Annotated in this window: 14 protein-coding genes; 8 read left to right on the forward strand and 6 right to left on the reverse strand. The window is 69.2% G+C overall.

Annotated features, from left to right (window positions below):
- Positions 1 to 76: 76 nt before the first annotated feature.
- Positions 77 to 592, reverse strand: coding sequence for a DUF4864 domain-containing protein (locus tag EKE94_RS09730; protein WP_235855970.1), 516 nt, complete (start codon positions 590 to 592; stop codon positions 77 to 79).
- Positions 593 to 726: 134 nt separating this feature from the next.
- On the opposite strand from EKE94_RS09730, the gene EKE94_RS09735 reads away from it, so the two are divergent.
- Positions 727 to 1635, forward strand: coding sequence for a CHAD domain-containing protein (locus tag EKE94_RS09735; RefSeq protein WP_127906424.1), 909 nt, complete (start codon positions 727 to 729; stop codon positions 1633 to 1635).
- Positions 1636 to 1712: 77 nt separating this feature from the next.
- On the forward strand, positions 1713 to 2342 hold the full coding sequence (parA, locus tag EKE94_RS09740; RefSeq protein ID WP_127906425.1) for a ParA family partition ATPase: 630 nt from the start codon (positions 1713 to 1715) through the stop codon (positions 2340 to 2342).
- 150 nt (positions 2343 to 2492) lie between these two features.
- Here parA and EKE94_RS09745 read toward each other — a convergent pair whose 3' ends face one another.
- On the reverse strand, positions 2493 to 2699 hold the full coding sequence (locus EKE94_RS09745; protein WP_127906426.1) for a cold-shock protein: 207 nt from the start codon (positions 2697 to 2699) through the stop codon (positions 2493 to 2495).
- Positions 2700 to 3008: 309 nt separating this feature from the next.
- On the opposite strand from EKE94_RS09745, the gene EKE94_RS09750 reads away from it, so the two are divergent.
- From EKE94_RS09750 to EKE94_RS09760, 3 genes are all read left to right on the forward strand, one after another.
- Entirely contained in the window at positions 3009 to 4727 is a 1719-nt protein-coding gene (locus EKE94_RS09750) for an efflux RND transporter periplasmic adaptor subunit (protein WP_127906427.1), read from the forward strand.
- Positions 4724 to 7885: an efflux RND transporter permease subunit gene (locus EKE94_RS09755; protein WP_127906428.1), complete on the forward strand. Its 3162-nt coding sequence runs from the start codon at positions 4724 to 4726 to the stop codon at positions 7883 to 7885. Before EKE94_RS09750 ends, EKE94_RS09755 begins: the two co-directional genes overlap by 4 nt.
- A 243-nt stretch (positions 7886 to 8128) precedes the next feature.
- Positions 8129 to 8590, forward strand: coding sequence for a DUF4168 domain-containing protein (locus EKE94_RS09760; RefSeq protein WP_164870880.1), 462 nt, complete (start codon positions 8129 to 8131; stop codon positions 8588 to 8590).
- A gap of 393 nt (positions 8591 to 8983) precedes the next feature.
- Here EKE94_RS09760 and EKE94_RS09765 read toward each other — a convergent pair whose 3' ends face one another.
- Both EKE94_RS09765 and ettA read right to left on the reverse strand, forming a co-directional pair.
- Complete coding sequence (locus tag EKE94_RS09765) at positions 8984 to 9190, reverse strand: cold-shock protein (protein WP_127906430.1); 207 nt, start codon at positions 9188 to 9190, stop codon at positions 8984 to 8986.
- A 267-nt stretch (positions 9191 to 9457) separates the two neighbouring features.
- A complete protein-coding gene (gene ettA, locus EKE94_RS09770) occupies positions 9458 to 11113 on the reverse strand; it encodes an energy-dependent translational throttle protein EttA (protein ID WP_127906431.1) in 1656 nt (551 codons plus the stop codon).
- A 166-nt stretch (positions 11114 to 11279) separates the two neighbouring features.
- On the opposite strand from ettA, the gene EKE94_RS09775 reads away from it, so the two are divergent.
- The 3 genes from EKE94_RS09775 (at position 11280) to dacB (ending at position 14937) form a co-directional block, all read left to right on the forward strand.
- Positions 11280 to 12497, forward strand: coding sequence for an AI-2E family transporter (locus EKE94_RS09775; RefSeq protein WP_235855971.1), 1218 nt, complete (start codon positions 11280 to 11282; stop codon positions 12495 to 12497).
- 297 nt (positions 12498 to 12794) lie between these two features.
- Positions 12795 to 13442: a nicotinate-nucleotide adenylyltransferase gene (locus EKE94_RS09780; protein ID WP_127906432.1), complete on the forward strand. Its 648-nt coding sequence runs from the start codon at positions 12795 to 12797 to the stop codon at positions 13440 to 13442.
- Between the two features lie 31 nt (positions 13443 to 13473).
- Entirely contained in the window at positions 13474 to 14937 is a 1464-nt protein-coding gene (dacB, locus tag EKE94_RS09785; RefSeq protein WP_127906433.1) for a D-alanyl-D-alanine carboxypeptidase/D-alanyl-D-alanine endopeptidase, read from the forward strand.
- Between the two features lie 60 nt (positions 14938 to 14997).
- On the opposite strand, the gene EKE94_RS09790 is transcribed toward dacB, so the two are convergent.
- Together EKE94_RS09790 and EKE94_RS09795 are read right to left on the reverse strand one after the other, a co-directional pair.
- A complete protein-coding gene (locus tag EKE94_RS09790; protein ID WP_127906434.1) occupies positions 14998 to 15183 on the reverse strand; it encodes a PLDc N-terminal domain-containing protein in 186 nt (61 codons plus the stop codon).
- Between the two features lie 13 nt (positions 15184 to 15196).
- On the reverse strand, positions 15197 to 15598 hold the full coding sequence (locus EKE94_RS09795) for a tellurite resistance TerB family protein (RefSeq protein WP_235856005.1): 402 nt from the start codon (positions 15596 to 15598) through the stop codon (positions 15197 to 15199).
- Positions 15599 to 15737 lie beyond the last annotated feature (139 nt).

Consider the following 15737-nt stretch of genomic DNA (forward strand, 5'->3'; position numbering starts at 1 on the left):
CGGTCGGGACGATATGGCGGGGGGCACGGGCGGGTTTCGCTTCCCGCCGCCCGCCCGGGCGCCTTTTCCGGAGGCCTCAGGCGCCCACGGCGTCGGCGGTCAGCAAGCGCACGGCGCCAATGCGCCAGCCCTCGGGCGTCGCGATCATCTCGTAGTCCAAAAGGTGCAGCGCCCCCGATGAATCGCGGACCATAACCTTCTGATGCAGGCCGCCCGCGACCTCGCTCAGCCCGAGGAACTCGACCTCGGCCGGGCGATGCACCATCGGGTAGCCGTTGCGCACCATCGCGCCGAAACGGTCGGGCGAGCCGAACATCGCCTGTATTCCCGGCGCGGCAAAGTCGAAGGCGGTGACGAAATCATCGGCACGGAAGGCCGCGAACTGATCCCCGATCACCGCCGCGATTGCCGCCTCCCTGCCCGCCTCGGCGCCCACGTCCGCCCCCTGTTTGGCCGCCTCCCCCGACGCCTGCGCGTCCTGCGCCCCCGCGGGCGCCCAAAAGCTGGCAGACAGGGCAAGGCCGCAGCCCATGAACAGGGCAAGGCGCAGGTCGAAAAAAGTGCAGCATGCGGGAAAGGGTATGCGGGGCATAGGCAGGCATCCAGGTCTGGCGTTTCCGTTACGTCATGCGTAGTCACGTAGCCTGGCGCCCGGCGGTTTCAGCCCAGGGACCGGAACGGCTCACGCATCCGTGAGTTAAGCGACAGAAGCATGCGGAGCCCCTGATGTCCTACAGCCTCAAGCCCGGGTCGGAATCACTGCAATCGGGTCTGCGCCGGATTGCGGCGGATCAGCTTGAGGCCGGGATCGCCGCGCTCGACGCACCGCTCTCCGACAGCGACACCGATCTTCATGCCGCGGTGCACGACGCCCGCAAACGGGTGAAGAAGCTGCGCGGGTTGATGCGCCTCGTCCGTCCCGGGTTCGATGGCTACGCGGGGGAAAACGCCTATCTCCGCGATTCCGCGCGTCTTCTGTCCGAGTTTCGCGACCACACCGCGCGGATCGACAGCTACGACAGCATCACCTCTGCCGACACCACGCTGGACCGCAGCAGCCTGGGCCCGATGCGCCGGCAGCTGACGATGGAGCGGCGCGAGGCGGCGACCGGCTCGGACCTCGGCGACCGCATCGCCGGGTTCCGCGACGCGCTGAAAACCACGCGGGGCCATGTCGGCGACTGGACGCTCAAGGGCAAGGACGACGAGATCCTTGCCGACGGGCTAAAAACCACCTTCGCCCGTGCCCGCGACGCGATGGAGACCGCCCGGTCGGGCAATTCCGGGCGGGCGGGCAACCCCGAAGACATGCACGAATGGCGCAAGCGGGTGAAGTATCACTGGTATCATGCCCGCCTTCTGCGCAGGCTGTGGCCGCCGGTCATGGCGCCGCATATAGACGCGGCGGACCGGCTGGCCGACACTCTTGGCGCGCATCACGACCTTGTCGTCTTCGCCCCCCTGATCGGCTCCGCGCCCCTGAACGACACGGCGCGCGCCGCGCTCGCCGCCTCGGTCGAGGCTCAGGCCGCCGCCCGGGCGGACGACGCCCGGGACCTGGGCGCACGCCTTTTCGCGCCCCATCCGAAGTGGATCGCGAAAACATGGTCCCAGTGGTGGATGCTGGCCCGGTGACGGGCCGGGGGCCCTCAGCGCCCTTGCGCCCGCCCCACGCCGCGCCCTAACGTTGCGGCACCGCAGCGAGGGGCACCATGGCCGGACATATCCTGACACTTGCCCAGCAGAAGGGCGGCGCCGGAAAGACCACGCTGGCGGTCAACCTCGCCTGTATCGCAGCAACGCGGGGGTTGCGGGTGGCCCTGCTCGACACCGATCCGCAGGGCAGCCTGGGGCGCTGGTTCATGACCCGGCGCGACCGGGTCGAGGATCCGGGTTTCACCTTCTCGACCGCCAGCGCCTGGGGGGTGTCCTACGAATGCGACAAGCTCGTGCGCGACCACGATCTGGTGGTCGTCGACACTCCGCCCAAGGTCGATGCCGACCTGCGCCCCGCGCTGCGCGCGGCCAGCCTTATCGTTGTGCCGGTCGCGATTTCGCATCTCGACCTCTGGGCACTGGGCTCGGTGCTGGAGCTTGCCCAGCGGGAACGGCGCGCGACCCGCGTCGTGCTGAACCGCGCCGCTCCGCGCGCCCGGCTGACCGGGGACGTCGAACGCGCCATAGCCGAGCTCGACACCGAGCGGGCGCAGACGATCATCCGCAATCGCGTGATCTATGCCGAAACGCTGGGCCACGGCGCCGGTGCGGCCGAAACCAAGCCCACCGGCCCCGCCGCGGCCGAGATGGCAGCGCTTTGGGACGAGCTTGCCGCGGTGCTCTGACAGGCATGCGACGGGGGCGCACGGGCCCGCCGCGCCCCGCACCGCCATGACGCATCGCCCTGACGGCCCGCCGCACACGAAAACGGGCGCCCAAGGGCGCCCGATGCGGTTTTTCATGCCATGCCCGGGGGGCCTCCCCGCGCCGGGGCTTCAGGCGAGGGCGAGGTTGGTCGCGCTCTGGCGCCCGTCGCGGCCCGATTCCAGGTCGAAGGTCACCTTCTGATCGTCCTTGAGGCCCGTCAGGCCCGCCCGTTCGACAGCCGAGATGTGGACGAAGACGTCCTTGCCGCCGCCTTCAGGCGCGATGAATCCAAAGCCTTTGGTGGTGTTGAACCATTTCACGGTACCAGTGGCCATTTCCGTAGTCTCCCAATCGTGTCGTCGCTGTTCGCAGCAGTGCAACAGCCTGGCGCAGTCAGGTCTTGATCGAAGGCCTGCACGCCCGCAAAGCGGCGGACAGCACCCGACAGATCGTAACGTCGCGGTTCAGCGGTATGAGGCGAGAGATGATTCGCTGCAAGCGTGAATTGGCCCCCGGCCATTCGCCTGCGCATCTCCGCCCGTCTGGCCCGGATCGACCCGGCTGGGCCCCGATCCGCGATCCCACGGAACCCCTGCGGCCCAGCTTTGTTGGCCGGTGGGATTGCGGGACGCGAAGGGACGGGCATGGCAGAGGACGACACGGGCCGGCGAAAGGGCCGCCGCTTTCTTCCCTGGCTCCTGGCGCTCGCTGTTCTGGGCATCGGTGCGGCCCTGGCCTTCGCGGCGGTGATCCTGCCCGGCGGCGAGGAAGAGACCCAGAAGGCACCGCCCGGCCCGCTGGTCGAAATCGCCACCGCCACCCGCACCGACCTGCCCGTGACCGTCACCCAGACAGGACTTCTGCGCGCGGGCGCCGAACTGGTGCTGGCGCCGCAGGTGGGGGGCCGCGTCGCCACCATAGGCGACGGATTTTCAACCGGGGCGCGGATGGCCGAGGGCGATCTGGTCGTCGCGCTCGATCGCGATCCGTTCGAGGCCGATGTCGCCTCGGCCCAGGCCGCGCTGGCCGGGGCCGAAGCCGCGTCTCAGGCCGCGCAGTCCGACCTTGCCCGACAGCGGGAGCTGGAGGGCGAAAACGTCGTGGCCGCGTCGGTGGCCGAGGATGCCGCATCTGCCGCCCGGCAGGCGCAGGCGCAGGTCGCGCAGGCCGCGGCCCAGTTACGCACGGCCGAGATCGCGCTGGAGGAATCGCGCGTCACCGCGCCCTTCGACGCGCTTGTGTTGCAGACCGACGCGGTGAAGGGGCGGCTTGTCTCGGCGGGCACCAGCCTCGGCACCCTCGCGCTGGCAGGCTACGCCGAGGTCGCCGTGGGGCTGTCCGAAACCGACTTCGCGCTGCTGGGCGGCGCCGAAGGGCTGATCGGCGCGCCGGTCGCCCTGACCCCCGAACGGCTGAACGGAGGGGAGGTCGCGCCGCGGCTGGGCACGGTCACCGCCGTGTCGCCGCGGATCGAATCCGCGGCCCGCACCACCGAGGTCATCGTCAGCATCGCCGATCCCTTTGCCCCCGGCCCCGATGGCGGCACCCCGCTGCGGGTGGGCGAGGTCGTGCGCGCGGCCTTCGCCCTGCCGCAGGCGTCCGCGCCCTTCGTCGCGCCCCCGGGCGTGGTGCAGCGGGGCGAAACGCTCTGGGCCGTGTCGGAGGAGGATCGGCTGATCCCCCTCGACGCCACGCTCGAACGCAGGATGGACGATTTCGTGCTGCTTTCGGGCGAACTTGAGGGCGTGCAGCTGCTGCTGACCCCCGTCGACACGCCGGTCGAGGGGCTCAAGGTGCGCGTGACCGAGGGCGACCCCGTGACCGTCGACCGTCCCGAAGACACCGCCGCCCGACGCCTGGCCGATGTCGCGGTCCCCGACGTCGCCGTCCCGGGCGAGGTCGCGGGCGGCGGCGCCGCAACGGCACAGGACGACGGCGCCGCCGCAGGCGGCAGCTTTTCCGTGCAGGGCGGCGGTGCGGGGGGTAGCGGTGCGGCGGGCGGCGGTGCGGCCGGTGCCGGCGCCTCTGCCGCGCCGCAGTCGGGCAGCGCGGCCCAGACAGGCGGAACCGCAAGTGGCGGCAGTGCAGGCGGCGGCAGTGCAGGAAGCGGCCCGTCTTCGGGACTAGGCGCCGCGGGGGACCTCGGGGTCGACGGCAGCGCGGGCCCGCCCTCCCTCCCCTCCCCGGTCCAGGGGATCGGACAAGGCGGCGGTTCTGCCGGTGGCCCCTCCGGTGGCGCCGCCGAAGGGGCCGGTGGCGCGGCGGCGGGTGGCGGCGCTGCAGGCGGCGGCTCGCGTGGCGGTTCGGGAGACGGCTCGGGCAGCGGAGCCTCGGCTGGCGGGCCCGGCGGGGCGCAGCAATGAAGGCGCTGATCCGTCAGGCGCTTGAAACCCGCGTCTTTCCGAACCTGCTGATGATCGGCCTCGTCGTCGCGGGGCTGCTGTCCCTGGCCACGATCACCGTCAAGAACTTCCCCGACCTTTACACCGGCGCGGTACAGGTCACCGTGGTCTATCCCGGCGCCACGCCCGAGGATGTCGCCAATTCGATCGTCGAGCCGATGGAGACCGCGCTGCGGGGGCTGGACGGCATCCGCAAGATCACCGCGACCGCGTCCGAGGGGCAGGCCCAGGTGACAGCCGACCTGACCCGCGGCGCCGAGGTACAGCAGGTCCGCGACGATATCGAGACCGAAGTCGGCGGCATCACGGTCCTTCCCGCCGCCGCCGAGGAGCCGGTGGTCGTCGAGCTTGAACCCGACGAGCTGGCGATCCAGTTCGTGCTGTCGGGCGACCTGCCCGCGCAGACGCTCAAGGATCTGGCCGTGGGCGCGCGCGAGGATCTGCAGGGGATCGAGGGGATCAGCCAGGTCGAGATCTCGGGCCTGCCCGAGGACCAGATCGCGGTCGAGGTGCCGGAATGGCAGCTTCTGGCCTATGGCACCGACCTGGGCACGCTGGCCAGCCGTATCGAAGCGGCGACGGCGGATTTCTCGGCCGGGACGCTGACCGGCGCCGATGAACGCATCGCCGTGCGCGCCGCGGGCGAACGCCAGACCGGCGCCGAGCTGTCCGACCTGATCCTCTTCAGCTCGCCCGCCGGCGCCCAGGTGCCGCTGGGCGACGTGGCCCGCATCACCGACGGGCTGTCCGAGGAGCCGATGCTGGCCGAACTGGGCGAGGCGCCGGCGATCTTCCTCAACGTCTACCGCGCGGGGTCCGAGCCGCTCTTGAACGTGGTCGACCTGACGCGCAGCTACGTGCAGGACGACCTGCGCCCGCGCCTGCCCGACACGGTGACCGTGACCGAGTGGCGGAACGAGGCGACATCGCTGCGCGGACGGATCAACCTTCTGGTCAAGAACGCGCTGCTGGGCGCGGCGCTGATCCTGGTCGTGCTGACCCTGACACTGGACCTGCGCATCGCGGCCTGGGTCGCCTCGGGCGTGGCGATCTCCTTCGCGGGGACCTTCGTGCTGATGTCGCTTTTCGGGGTGTCACTGAACCAGCTGACGCTTTTCGGCTTCATCCTGTCCCTGGGCATCGTGGTCGACGACGCCATCGTGGTGGGCGAGGCGGTCTATACCGAACGCCAGTCGGGCAAGCCCGGGCGGCAGGCGGCGATGGACGGGGCGGGCCGCATGGCGCGGCCGATCTTCTATTCCGTCTCGACCACCATTCTCGCCTTCCTCCCGCTTCTGCTGCTGCCGGGCGAATCGGGGTCCTTCCTGACGCCGGTGGCCGCGGTCGTGATCATGGTGCTGGTGCTGTCGCTGATCGAAAGCTTCTTCATCCTGCCACAGCACCTGGCCGGGCTGCGCACCGGCGAGCCCCGCCGTTTCTCGCCCCGGCGCCTGACCGATCCGCTTCGCGCCCGCGTCGGCGGCCGCATCGATCGCTTTGCCGACACCCGCGTGCGGCGATGGGGCGACGGGATCGCCGCCCATCCCGGGCCGGTCCTGGTGCTGTGCACGGGCCTGCTGCTCGCCTCGCTCGCGCCGCTGACCTCGGGTCTCGTGCGGTTCGTGTTCTTCCCGGATATCGAGGGCAACTTCGTCTCCGCCGCGCTGGAACTGCCCGAAGGCACCTCGGCCGCGGCGACGCGCGCCCGTGCCGCGGACCTCAGCGCAGCGATGGACCGCGCGGCCGGGCGGCTGGCCGAACAGTCCGAAACCGGCGCAGACGACATCCTTCAGGCCACCGCGATCACAATCGGCGTGCCTTCGGTGGGCGGCCCCGGCGGCAGCGGCGGCGTGCAGACGTCGAACACCGCGCGGGTCGAGGTCAAGGTGGCCGATGCAGAAACCCGCGACTTCGAGGCGGCGCAACTGGTCGACCTCTGGCGCCAAGAGGCGGGCGAGATCCCCGGCGCCCGCTCGCTGTCGTTCTCGTCGAGCGAGGTGGGCCTCGGCGCCGATCTCGAGCTGAATGTTTCGGCCGATACGCCCGAGGCGCGCGCCGACGCCGTGGCGCGGATCAGGGAGGACCTCGCAACACGCCCCGGCGTGACCGCCGTGCGCGACAGCGAAGGATCGGCCTCGGAGGAGGTGGTCGTCGACCTGTCCGACCGCGGCCGTGCGCTTGGCCTCAGCCTTGCCGACGTGGCGCAGGCGCTGCGCGACGCGCTATACGGGGCCGTCGCCACCGAGATCCAGCGCGATCGCGAAGAGGTCGAGGTGCGCGTGCGTCTGCCGCAATCCGACCGCGACACGCTGGCCGACCTTGAAAACCTGCGCCTGCCCGTGGGCGGCGCTTTGGTGCCGCTGCGCGAGGTCGCGACCCTGTCGTTCCAGCCCAGCCCCGCCACCGTCACCCGTATCGACGGACGCCGTGTCACGACGATCAGCGCCGATGTCACGGGCGAGGCCACCACCGGCGGGGCCGAGGCCGGGCGCATCCTCGATACGCTCGTCCCGCAACTGCAGAAGGACCATCCCGGCCTGCGGGTCACTCTGGGCGGCGAACAGGAAGAGCAGTCCCGCTTCGGCCCCGCGCTGGGGCGCAACGTGGCGGTCGCGCTCTTCGGCATCTACGCGTTGCTGGCGCTGGCCTTCAGATCCTACGTCCGGCCCGTCCTTCTGCTGATCGCCATGCCCTTCGGCATGATGGGAACAATCCTGGGGCACTGGGCGCTGGGGCTCGACCTGACGTTGCTGTCGATGTTCGGGCTGATCGGGCTTCTCGGGATCCTGATGAACGACGCCCTGCTTCTGGTGATGAGCATCTTCGAAAGGGTCGAGGCGGGCGACGACAGGCCCATCGGCGCGGCCATGGCTGAGCGGCTGCGGCCGATCCTGCTGACCACTCTGACGACGTTCCTAGGGGTCACGCCCCTGATCCTGGAAACCAGCCTTCAGGCGCAATTCCTGATCCCCACGGCGGTGGCCCTTGGCTTCGGGCTTCTGGGGGGGTCGGTGATGACCATGGCCGTCGTGCCCGCCGCGACGGCGATCTACCTGCGCCTGCACAAGCGGTGGAAGCCCTCCGGAAACCGCGCAGACGACGCCCCCGCCACGGCCTGAGCCACCGGATTGCCAAGCGGCATGTTCCCGCCCGGCCCTTGCGCGACTTTCCCCCCCGTGCGGCAGCGGCGGCAGACGGCCAGATTATACGGGCGATGGCCCGGGCCCGGCGCCTGCTCGGGTCCATGCCCCCACCGGATCGTGAGGCGGATTTCCGCTACGCCGGTTGAACGCGCCGCCGGGACGGACCACGTCTTTGGGGACCGCGGCACAGACGCCGCCCAACCAGCGAAAGGAGACGCAATGACATTCGCAAAGCGCCTCACCACCGCCCTTCCCGTCGCCGCCCTCGTGACCCTGCCCGTCGCGGGCTTCGCGCAGTCAGCCGACAACAGCGATACCGAGACGATGGCGCCCGACACGCAGGCTGGCACCGAGATGCAGGCCAGCTCGGACTTCAGCGATGAGCAGCTGGACAGCTTCGTCGACGCGGCCATGGACGTCGCCGCCCTGCGGCAGGACTATGCCATGCGCATGAACGAAGCCGAGTCCGACGAGGCCCGGCAGACCTTGGTCGATGAGGCCAACACCGAGATGCGCAGCGTCATCGAAGAGGCCGACGGCATCACTGTCGACGAGTACATCGAGATCGGCGAAGCCTCGGCCGCGGACGAAGAGTTGAACGAGCGTATCGTCACCATGTTGCGCGACCGCATGCCCGAGCAGCCCGGCGGCGGCACCGCCAGCCCGCAAGGCGACGGCTGATCGCGGATTCCGATCGCCCATGGCGACCCGAGGGGCGTGGCGGGAGACCGCTGCGCCCCTTTTTCGTGCGGACGCCTCTGCGTCTGGGCGGACCTTGCCAGACAGCCCGTTCATGGGATGGCATTCTGACGCCCCTTCCGGGGCCCACGACGCCGGTTCCTCGGGCTCGGACGCCCCGCCAATGCGCGTCCGGTCATCCGAACGGCGATTGGCAGGCAACAATGAAGGAGATCTGCACCGCCTGCGGCATGCCCTCACCGGGATGCACGTTCAGCCCTCAGCCCTCAGCCCTCAGCCCTCAGCCCTCAGTGGCGAGCTACCCCTGAGTCGTCCGGTCAAACGAAAAACGGCGCCCCAAGGGGCGCCGCTCAAATCTTTCGCCGGGCGTCAGCCTCAGGCGAGGGCGAGGTTCGTCGCGCTCTCGCGGCCGTCGCGGCCCGATTCGACGTCGTAGGTGACTTTCTGGTCGTCACGCAGGTCGGTCAGACCAGCACGCTCGACGGCAGAAATGTGCACGAACACGTCTTTGCCACCGGTCTCGGGGGCGATGAAACCAAAACCTTTTTGGCTGTTGAACCACTTCACGGTGCCATTGGCCATCGTGATATCTCCTGTCATTGTACCGCCCGCAGTATGCGGCGGCTCGGCTTGTCGTCGGTCGCGATCGAGTGACTGAAAGCCGTGTGAGCGGAGACAGTAGGTCGAAAGAGAATAACTCAGCGATGTCGGGTATGACATCCTTTACGGCGTCTGGCAAGTTTTATCGCACCGTCGGCCAAAACACGCCGCGGCCCTCGTCGTGCCCGGTCCCCGATCGCCCCCGGGCGGGGCAGTGGGGCCGACGGCTGCGCCGGCCCCCGTCGCGCCCTAGCGCGAGAACTTCTTGTGCCGCATCCGCTTGGGTTCGACGGCATCCAGCCCCAGACGGCGTTTCTTGTCTTCCTCGTAGTCTTCGAAGTTGCCTTCGAACCACTCGACATGGGCGTCGCCCTCAAAGGCCAGGATGTGCGTGCACAGCCGGTCGAGGAAGAAACGGTCGTGGCTGATGATCACCGCGCAGCCGGCGAATTCGGCCAGCGCGTCTTCCAGCGCGCGCAGCGTTTCGACGTCCAGGTCGTTGGTCGGTTCGTCGAGCAGCAGCACGTTGCCGCCCCGCTTGAGCAGCTTGGCCATGTGCACGCGGTTGCGTTCGCCGCCCGACAGCAGGCCGACCTTCTTCTGCTGGTCGCCGCCCTTGAAGTTGAACGCCCCGCAATAGGCGCGGGAGTTCATCTGCGCCTTGCCCAGCTCGATGATCTCGGCCCCGCCCGAGATCTCCTCCCAGACGTTGGCCTCGGGGTCGAGCGTGTCGCGCGACTGGTCCACATAGGACAGCTGCACCGTGTCGCCGTATTCGATGCTGCCCTCGTCGGGCTCTTCCTGCCCCGTCAGCATGCGGAACAGCGTCGTCTTGCCGGCGCCGTTGGGGCCGATCACGCCGACGATGCCGCCCGGCGGCAGCGAGAACGACAGATCCTCGATCAGCAGGCGGTCGCCCACGGCCTTCTTAAGCCCGTTGACCTCGATCACCTTGGACCCCAGCCGCTGGCCGTTCGGCACGATGATCTGCGCCTTGCCCACGCGCTCGCGCTCGGACTGGCTGGCCAGCTCCTCGTAGGACTTGATCCGCGCCTTCGACTTGGCCTGCCGTGCCTTGGCGCCCTGCCGCATCCACTCAAGCTCGCGCTCCAGCGTCTTCTGCTTGGTGCGGTCCTCGCGCGCCTCCTGGTCCAGCCGCTTTACCTTCTGGCCCAGCCAGTCGGAGTAGTTGCCTTCGTAGGGGATGCCCTTGCCGCGATCGAGCTCCAGGATCCACGACGTGATGTCGTCGAGGAAATAGCGGTCGTGCGTGACGATCAGGATCGTGCCCTTGTAGTCGATCAGGTGCTGTTGCAGCCACGCGATCGTTTCGGCGTCGAGGTGGTTGGTCGGTTCGTCCAGAAGCAGCATGTCGGGCGCTTCCAGCAGCAGCTTGCACAGCGCCACCCGGCGCCGTTCGCCGCCCGAAAGCGAATCGATGTCGGCATCGTCCGGCGGGCAGCGCAGCGCCTCCATGGCGATGTCGACCTGGCTGTCCAGATCCCACAGGTTCTGGCTGTCGATCACGTCCTGAAGCTCGGCCATCTCGTCGGCGGTCTCGTCCGAGTAGTTCATCGCCAGGTCGTTGTAGCGTTCCAGGATCGCCTGCTTGGCCTTCACGCCTTCCATGACGTTCCCGCGCACGTCCAGCGCGGGGTCAAGCTCGGGCTCCTGCGGCAGGTAGCCCACGCGCGCGCCCTCGGCCGCCCAGGCTTCGCCGGTGAAATCCTTGTCGATGCCTGCCATGATCTTCAGCAGCGTCGACTTACCGGCGCCGTTGACGCCGACGACGCCGATCTTCACGCCGGGCAGGAACGACAGGCGGATATCCTCGAAGGTCTTCTTGCCGGTGCCGTAGGTCTTCGAGACGCCGTCCATGTGGTAGACATACTGGTAGGAAGCCATGTGAACCCTCTGCCTTGCTTGGATCCGGTTTGTAGCGGGGGGACTGCGCCGGGGCAAACGGCTTTCCCGCCTGCCCATACCGCGACTGCGCTCGCACGATCGGGGAACCGTGCGACCGAGGCGGCGTTGCCCCCCGAGCCACTTCTGCCGGAAAGCCCCCCATATCGTGAGCACTCCTCCCCCGTCCAGCCCCGAGACCGAACAGCCGCGCAAGCCTGGCGATGTGGCGGGGCTCGGCACCACCCGCATCGCCGAGGCCATCGCCACGGGGGAGTTTGGTATCCTGCACCGGATCGAGCTTCTGCTATGGGGCATCTTCCTGCTGGCCGCCTTTGCCGCGTTCTACTTCGCGCAGGTGGTGCTGATGCCCATTGTGTTGGCGTTGCTGATCACCCTGACGCTGACCCCCGTGGTGCGCTGGCTGCGCCGCCGGGGGGTGCCGCAGGTGGTGTCGGCGATCGGTATCGTGGTGCTGATCTCGGTCGTCTTCGGCTACGGGCTCTATATCATGAGCGGCCCGGTCTCGAACCTGATGGACGAGGTGCCGGAACTGGGCACCCGCCTGCAGGACAAGCTGTCGACGCTGACCTCGTCGTTCGAGCAGATGCAGCGCGCGACCGAGCAGGTCGAGAAGCTTGCCGATGGCACCGATCCCGACATGGGGCAACAAGAGGTCCGCGCGGTGGTGGATTCGCAGCGCGGACTGCTGTCACGGGCGCTGACAAGCCTTGTCGGCGCGGGCACCGCGCTGTTCATCGCGCTGATCCTGACGATGTTCCTGCTGTCGAACTGGGACATGTTTCAGCTGAAGATCGTCACCGCGATGCCGACGCTGACGGACAAGAAACGCGCCCTGGGCATCGTGCGCAGCATCGAAAAGCAGGTCTCGCGCTATCTGGCGGCGATCACCGTCATCAACGCGGGCCTTGGCGTGGCCATCGGCGTGGCGCTGTGGCTGATCGGCATGGATTATCCCTATCTCTGGGGGCTGGCGGCGTTCCTGCTGAACTACTTGCCCTTCATGGGCGCCATGGCGGGGACGGTCGCCGCCGGCGTGATCTCGCTCCTGACTTTCGATTCGGTGTCCTACGCACTGCTCGCCCCGCTCACCTATTTCGCCCTGACCTCGATCGAGGGGCAGATAATCACCCCGACGCTGGTCGGCCGGCAGCTTGAGATGAACGTCGTCGCGGTCTTCGTGACGGTGATCTTCTGGACCTGGTTCTGGGGCATCCCGGGGGCGCTGATGGCGGTGCCCTTCCTGCTGCTGCTCAAGGTCATCTGCGACAACGTCGCGGGCCTCAAGGTGCTGGGCACCTTCCTGAGCGGCGCCCCGCCCGTGATAGACAAGGACGAGAACGAGGACTCGTCTGCCGCCGTCTGACCCCGCAGACCCGGGGCGCCTTTGCGCAGCCTGATGGCAGCGACCCTCCGGGGGCCGCGCGCCCTGGGATGGGCGGTCCCATTCGGGCCGCCCCCCCCACATTGCGCAACGCCCGAGATGGGCGGCGCGGGGGGGGTTCGTGCCCCGGCCGTGCAGCCCCCGGGCGGACGGCCCGGCAGCTTCGCCGACGGGCCCGCCCTCCTCTCAGCGACCTGCCCCGGATCTGCCATGCTGGTCCCGGGACCCTTGATGCTGTAGTCCCGCGGAAACCGTGAAGCCAAGGGGGAGTGAGCGCGGATGGTCAAGGGCCCGGGATGGCCGCAGGCGCGTGCCGGTCAGGCGGTGGGGCTCTTGGGTGGTTCCTTCGATCCACCACATGCCGGCCACGCCAACCTGACGCGCGAGGCGCTGCGCCGCTTCGGTCTGGACCGGGTCTGGTGGCTGGTAAGCCCCGGCAATCCGCTGAAACGGCAGGGCCCGGCGCCCATGGCCGACCGGATCGCGGCGGCGCGCTCACTGATCTCTCACCCGAAGGTGACGATCACGGATCTCGAAGCGCGGCTCGGGACGCGGTATACGGCGCAAACGCTGGACCATCTGTCGGCCCTCTATCCCGGGGTGCGGTTCGTCTGGCTCATGGGCGCGGATAACCTGGCGACGATCCATCTATGGGACAATTGGCACCGGATCATGGAGAGCGTGCCGGTGGGCATCCTCGCCCGCCCCGGGCGCCGAATCTCGGCCCGCACCTCGCCCGCGGCCTCGATCTACCGCGAGGCGCGGCTGCCCCCCTCGGCCGCGCGCCTGCTGCCCCGGGCCACGGCGCCAGCCTGGTGCTTCGTCAACATCCCGATGCGCGCGGACAGCTCGACCGCGCTGCGCGAGGGCGGCCAATGGCCACGTCCGGGCGCCCCGGACTTGCGGCGACTGCCCGGGGCGGGATAGGACCGCGGGGCAGTAACGAGGACTTCACCTTATGAAGCTGACCCGGCGCGCCCTTCTCGGCGGATTGCTGGCGCAGGGCGCCGGAACGGCGATCGCGGCCCCGACCAGTTCGCAACGGCCCAAACCCCGCCCGGACGACGTCTATGAATCGGCGATCCCCAGCGTGCAATCGCTGGTCGACGGCGCCAACCTGAACGGAGAGGTCAGCTTTGCCGTCGCGGATGCCCGCACGGGCCAGATCCTGGAATCCCGCGGGCCCACGCTGGGCCAGCCGCCCGCCAGCACCGCCAAGGCGATGACCACGCTCTACGCGCTCGACCGGCTGGGGCCCGACCACCGCTTCACCACCCGGCTCGTCGCCACGGGACCGCTGCGGAACGGCCGGCTGGAAGGCGACCTGATCCTGCTGGGCGGCGGCGACCCGACGCTCGACACCGACGACCTGGCCGCGATGGCCTCGCAGTTGAAGGACCGGGGCCTGCGCGAAATCGCCGGACGGTTCCGGGTGTCGACGGGCGACATCCCCGAAACGCGCGAGATCGATGTCGAGCAGCCCGACCACGTGGGCTACAACCCCGGGGTCGGCGGGCTGAACCTGAACTTCAACCGCGTGCATTTCGAATGGACCCGGAAGGGCGGCGACTACGTCGTCACGATGGAGGCGCGGGCGCCGAACTACAGCCCCGGCGTGACCATGGCCCGGATGGACGTCGTCGACCGCACCGGCCCGGTCTACACCTATGCCGACCGCGAGGGGCGCGACGAATGGACCGTGGCGCGCGGCGCCCTGGGTGACAGCGGCGCGCGCTGGCTGCCGGTGCGGCGCCCGGCGCTCTATTGCGGCGATGCCTTCCTCAGCGTCGCGCGGTCCTTCGGCATCAACCTCGGGACCGAGGTCGCGGTGACGCCCGGGCGGGTCTCGGGCGACGTGCTGGCGGCGCATGACAGCGCGCCCCTGACGGACATCCTGCGCGACATGCTGAAGTATTCAACCAACCTCACCGCCGAGGCGGTGGGCCTCGCCGCCTCGCTGGCCGGCGGTCCGCCGCCCGCGACGCTCGCCGACTCGGCCCAGAGGATGAGCGAATGGCTCTTCGCCCAGTTCAGCATCACCAGCGCAAGGTTCGAAGACCACTCGGGCCTCGGTGACGACACCCGGATCAGCGCCGGCGACATGGTCCGCGCCATCGTCGCCGCGGGGCCCGACAGCCGCTTGCGTTCCCTGATGAAGGACTTCCCGATCGAGGGGCGCGGCGATCTCGACATCGACGCCAAGACCGGCACGCTGAACTTCGTCTCGGCGCTGACGGGGTATGTCGGCGCCGCCGACGGGACCGACCTCGCCTTCGCGATCTTCTGCACGGATATCGACCGTCGCGACGCGCTTACCGTCGACCAGCGCGAGCGCCCGGAAGGCGGCCGTTACTGGCTGGGACGGGCGCGCAACCTTCAGCGCGAACTGATCTCCCGCTGGGCGCTGATGTACACGTCCTGACGGGCGCACCGCCGTCTGTCGGGCGCGCGAGCTTTCAGACCCAGCTCTCGGGCCATGCTCTCAGATGCGGATGATCACCGCCCGCCGGCCCGACATGTGCCAGCAGACCAGCCCCACGACCGGCAGACACAGGATGACCACGGCCCAGCGTCCGCGCTGGCGCGATGTGGTTCGGCTATGGGACAGCTCGCGCAGGGCGTAGATGTCGAGGATCAGGATCACCAGGCCGAAAAGAACGTATTCCAAGCGCCGCGCCCCCTCAGACCGTCAGGTGCCGCGCGCGGGCGGCGCGCTCGATCGCGGCGGCGGCCAGCCGGTCGAGATCGAATTCATAGCGCATCTCTTCCAGCAGGCGCAGTTCGCTTTCGCCCAGCTTCCCGTCCGAGGCCGCCACGTCGCAGGCCAGCGCATAGGAGGTTTCAAACAGCCGTTTGGGCAGCGCCTGCCGGACCAGACCGAAAAGCGCGTCCAGCCCGTCCTCTTCCGAGAAGAGATCGAACACCGTCTCGGACACCCGCAAAATGCGGTCCTGGTCGTAGCCCGTGAAGGCCGGCAGGTGGTTCACGATCCGCTCGATCGTCAAAAGCTCGGTCGTGCGGATGGTCTCGTCCGAGGCCGACACCGCGAGCATGAGCGCCACAAGGCAATCCTGCGCGGTCATTGTGTTGGGACTGTCCTGCACGCCCGGCCTTCTTTCCCCTGCGGTCCGGGCCCAGTATATTGACCGCACACCCTAGCGGCAATAGGTAGCGGGCGCCGTTGGCCGCCCTTCGCCGATGCCCGTCCCAAACCCGGAAAGT

Source organism: Mesobaculum littorinae (assembly GCF_004011175.1).
In the GTDB taxonomy this organism is placed as follows: Bacteria; Pseudomonadota; Alphaproteobacteria; order Rhodobacterales; family Rhodobacteraceae; genus Tranquillimonas; species Tranquillimonas littorinae.

Excerpts from the sequence above, each read along its gene's own strand:
- EKE94_RS09755 (WP_127906428.1), top strand. The coding sequence starts at position 4,724 with ATGAAGGCGCTGATCCGTCAGGCGCTTGAAACCCGCGTCTTTCCGAAC.
- EKE94_RS09735 (WP_127906424.1), top strand. The coding sequence starts at position 727 with ATGTCCTACAGCCTCAAGCCCGGGTCGGAATCACTGCAATCGGGTCTG.
- EKE94_RS09730 (WP_235855970.1), bottom strand. The coding sequence starts at position 592 with ATGCCCCGCATACCCTTTCCCGCATGCTGCACTTTTTTCGACCTGCGC.
- EKE94_RS09765 (WP_127906430.1), bottom strand. The coding sequence starts at position 9,190 with ATGGCCAATGGCACCGTGAAGTGGTTCAACAGCCAAAAAGGTTTTGGT.
- EKE94_RS09750 (WP_127906427.1), top strand. The coding sequence starts at position 3,009 with ATGGCAGAGGACGACACGGGCCGGCGAAAGGGCCGCCGCTTTCTTCCC.
- parA (WP_127906425.1), top strand. The coding sequence starts at position 1,713 with ATGGCCGGACATATCCTGACACTTGCCCAGCAGAAGGGCGGCGCCGGA.
- EKE94_RS09745 (WP_127906426.1), bottom strand. The coding sequence starts at position 2,699 with ATGGCCACTGGTACCGTGAAATGGTTCAACACCACCAAAGGCTTTGGA.
- ettA (WP_127906431.1), bottom strand. The coding sequence starts at position 11,113 with ATGGCTTCCTACCAGTATGTCTACCACATGGACGGCGTCTCGAAGACC.
- EKE94_RS09760 (WP_164870880.1), top strand. The coding sequence starts at position 8,129 with ATGACATTCGCAAAGCGCCTCACCACCGCCCTTCCCGTCGCCGCCCTC.
- EKE94_RS09780 (WP_127906432.1), top strand. The coding sequence starts at position 12,795 with ATGGTCAAGGGCCCGGGATGGCCGCAGGCGCGTGCCGGTCAGGCGGTG.
- EKE94_RS09795 (WP_235856005.1), bottom strand. The coding sequence starts at position 15,598 with ATGACCGCGCAGGATTGCCTTGTGGCGCTCATGCTCGCGGTGTCGGCC.
- dacB (WP_127906433.1), top strand. The coding sequence starts at position 13,474 with ATGAAGCTGACCCGGCGCGCCCTTCTCGGCGGATTGCTGGCGCAGGGC.